The organism is Cupriavidus sp. L7L (assembly GCF_004353535.1).
In the GTDB taxonomy this organism is placed as follows: domain Bacteria; phylum Pseudomonadota; class Gammaproteobacteria; order Burkholderiales; family Burkholderiaceae; genus Cupriavidus; species Cupriavidus oxalaticus_A.
In genome coordinates, this window is the sequence record NZ_SMNY01000124.1 from 1 (window position 1) to 3,677 (window position 3,677).

3 protein-coding genes are annotated in these 3,677 nt (G+C 59.2%); all 3 read left to right on the plus strand.

Annotated features, from left to right (window positions below):
- The coding region (locus tag E1J61_RS37655) for a type IV secretory system conjugative DNA transfer family protein (protein WP_165971624.1) at positions 1–2,458 on the plus strand (2,458 nt) is incomplete at its 5' end.
- A complete protein-coding gene (locus E1J61_RS36225; protein WP_133098568.1) occupies positions 2,458–2,994 on the plus strand; it encodes a D-Ala-D-Ala carboxypeptidase family metallohydrolase in 537 nt (178 codons plus the stop codon). The genes E1J61_RS37655 and E1J61_RS36225, both read left to right, overlap by 1 nt.
- Before the next feature lie 119 nt (positions 2,995–3,113).
- The coding region (locus E1J61_RS36230) for a hypothetical protein (protein ID WP_133098569.1) at positions 3,114–3,677 on the plus strand (564 nt) is incomplete at its 3' end.

The window sequence follows — 3,677 nt, forward strand, 5'->3', positions numbered from 1 at the left end:
GAACTCGGATGCGCGCACGCACATGCTGCTGATGGGCACGACGGGTTCCGGTAAGACCGTCACGCTGCTCTCTATCTGCTTCAATGCCCTCGCATGGGGATCTGGGTTCTTCTACTCGGACGGCAAGGCAGATTCCAGCCTCCATGCCGCGGTGTGGAGCATGTGCCGACGAACTGGGCGGGAGGACGATTATCTTGTCCTCAACTTCATGACGGGTGGTGCGGATCCGTACAAGCGAAAGAAATCCACGGAGAAGCACTCGAACAGTATGAACCCGTGGTACGAGGGCACACCTGACTTCCTGTCACAGCTTTCGTCGTCCCTGTTGCCGAAGGCCGGAGGGGACGGGGCGCAGTGGCAGCAAAAGGCGGTCAACATGATGGACGCCGTGCTGCGGACGCTGTGCTATGAGCGAGCCGTGGGAAATCTGACGCTCTCGATTGGCGTCATCCGGGAGTACCTTGCGCTTCCGAATCTCGTGAAGCTGTACCTGAAAGGCAAGAAGGGCGAGATCCCCGAGTATGCTTTTCTTCCCATCAAGGCCTATCTCGAAACCGGCCTCCCTGGCTTTCGCCCCGACCTGGCCGACAAGCCGGACAAATGGGACCAGGGCGTCTATGACCAGCACGGCTACCTGACCGGACAATATGCACGGACGCTGTCCATGCTGATGGACACGTACGGCTACATCTTCAAGGACAAATACTCAGAAGTGGACATGATGGATGTGCTCCTGAACCGGCGCATTCTCGTCGTCATGATTCCGACCTTGGAGAAGTCAGCTCAGGAAGCAGCCAACCTCGGCAAGCTCGTCGTTGCGAGCATTCGCCTCATGATGGCGATGAACCTCGGGCACAGGCTCGAAGGCACGTACGCGGAGATCATCGACACCAAGGCAACGAATTCTCCTGCCCCGTACATCATCACGATGGACGAACTCGGCTACTACTTTGCTGAGGGTATCGCACTCATGTTCGCTCAGGCGCGGAGCCTTGGCTTCATGATGATCGCGGCGGGCCAGGACGTCGCGGCCATGGCGAAAGGGGAGAACAAGGAAGAAGTCGATTCGATGATCGCCAACACGAAGATCAAGTACACGTTGGCATTGGAGGATCCGGACAAGACCCTGGAGGTATTCAAGAAAGTCGCTGGCCAGTCCATTACCGTCGAGACGGGGTCTTATGAAGGCAGCGTGGGGAACCTCTTCCCGACCAACTTCAACCAGGCGCTGACAGGATCCATTCAGCGTCGTGATCGCATCGAGCTTCAAGAGCTAAAGGCCCTCAAGGAGATGGAGGGCATTCTGATCTTCAAGGACCAGGTGACGCGCGCGCGGAGCTTCACATGGTTCCACTCGTTCAAGAAGACAAAACTACCTTTCCGTCTGAACCGCTTCCTGCAGGTAGACAGACCTCAGTTCATCGAGCTGAAAGGAAAGGCAAAGCCGATCAAGGCCACGGACAGGCGGTTCACCACGATAGCGAATATCGTGCAGCTGATTCGTGCCGGCAGCGCAAAGACGTACCCCGCCAACGAAGACCCAATCGCGACGGCGGTGCGTGAGACGTGGCGGAGGATCGAAGAGGCCAATCCGAATGAAGGGGCGGTGAATCGCGGCATCGCTTACTACCAGGCGGCGGTGGCGGCCATGCGCGCCCACCAGGCCGACGAGAAAGGCCGGTACTGGACAGCTACTGGTGGAGAGCAAGAGCAGATCCCCGAGACGTCACCTATCGACCAGTACGACGGTGTCGATTTCGCCGCGGAAGCGCCGGCAATCGTGCGGGATGCAGAGAGGCAGGAGACGGGGCCTCGGACTGAGCCGTACCACAATCCCCCGCTGCAGGAAAAAGCAGCTTCGAACGCTTTTGCTGAGCTGGTACGCGAGTTCGCGGAGTCGACTCAGCCTCCGACTTCCGTGCTGTCGAGCGTCAAAGAGAAGACCGTCAGCGGCGTGATTCCGGACGACTACGACGCTTTGCCGGAAGCGCAAGCGATGGGTAGTGGAGAGCTTCGCACTGAGAGTGTGTCGTCAGTGGGCGGTGCCGCCAGTGGTGGTGCAGACGGTGGTCTGAATGAATGGCTAGCCCAGTATCAGGATAGCCCGCAGGGCGACAGCGATGCGACGCCAGTCGACCGCGCGATGCGGCGCGAGGCGAGCCTCACCCCCGAGCAGGTGGACCTGGTGAACCCCGAACCGCCGCAACGAACCGCTCACCAGGTCGAAACTAACCCGGTCGTCATCGGCTTCACGCAAGAGACGGCTGACATGCTTGTGCGAATGGAGGAAGCGCTTGGCAGCGAACAGCCTCAGGAGGCGGTGAAGGCTACAGAGAGCGAGATCTCCGCACAGTTGAAGTGGAGCCAGCCAGCAGAGGACATGACCATCGAAGATATCGAGCAATTGTTCGGAAGCATGCAGGCCAACATCGAGAAATCAGCGAACAAGGCACGGTGATGCTGAGGCGGGATTTTCTACGCGCAACGGTTGCCGCAGCCGCCATTGCGCCTTGTGTCGGCGTGCGCGAAGCGCTGGGCCAGGAAGCGCCGATGCCATCGGTTCTCTGGCTTCGGCGTGGCAAGGATCAGGCGCGAATCGATTTTGCCACGCAGGAAGGCTACAACGCCGCCGCGTATCTGCTCAGAGACGCGCAGGCCAATTTTGTCGGCAGGCCGCACCCTGCACTGCTTCGATTGCTTGCCTGGGAACAGGCATGGCTTGCGGCCTACGGCTACACCATCCCATTTCTCATCCACTCCGGCTGCCGTCTCGCTTCGACCAATAGCCGCGAGGGCGGTGCATTGAACTCCCGGCATCTGCCGAACGACATGGGCGTTTTTCGGGCAGTGGATTTCAGCACCCGTGAAATCTCTGCCGAGTATCTCGGGCGGCTTGCCTACGTGGCCAGCCAGGGTGGAGTGGGCTTCTACAGCCAACGTGGCTTCGTTCACAACGACGTCGACTCGCGCATTCGCACATGGAGGGGCAAGTAGTGATCTAAGCGCCGCTTACAAATTGTTGTACCTCACTCTTAAGGATGAGCCTCGATTTTGGCTCTCGGAATTTCGAACCCCGTATAATTGAAGCGATACAGAATCGCGCTGGAGCACTTATGACCCCGGGCGTAATGACGGAAAGTTACTTTGGACGTCCTGCAGAGAAGGAGGTTGCGACTGCAGGCAACGAGCAGCTATGGGTGGACAAATCTGCGTTGGCTAACCGGGTGAAGAAATCGCCCGTGCAGGGCCATGAGGCGGAAGGCCTGACTCTGCGTCACCTGATTGAGGCCATTCGGGCGCTTCTGCGTCGTATCGTCAGTTTCTTCACCGGAAGGACAGAAGCGCAGGCCGGCGAGGCGCAATCCAACCCAGAGAAAGGATCTGGCTACGATGATGGCCCGCCTGTCGCGGCCACCGAGACCCCTGAAGGTTTCTCGCTGACGGGGCCGCAGCAGCTTATCGACCGGGTTCAGACCATGGTGTCCGGGCTGGTAGAGTCCGCCACCGGGCAGAATCTATCCGCTTCGCTGCGCGCGGCCCTCAGTACGCCGGAACTTGCGGATCCGAAGATCGCTCTCCGTGTATTACTTCAGGCAAACTGCGACTTGGACCGGCAGATGAACGGCGTCATGTCGGAATTGGAATCGCGCATTCTGGTTCATATCTCGCCGGCAGCC

What these genes read in the sequence shown, in the direction of transcription:
- E1J61_RS36225 (WP_133098568.1), top strand. Translation starts at nt 2,458, where the DNA reads ATGCTGAGGCGGGATTTTCTACGCGCAACGGTTGCCGCAGCCGCCATT.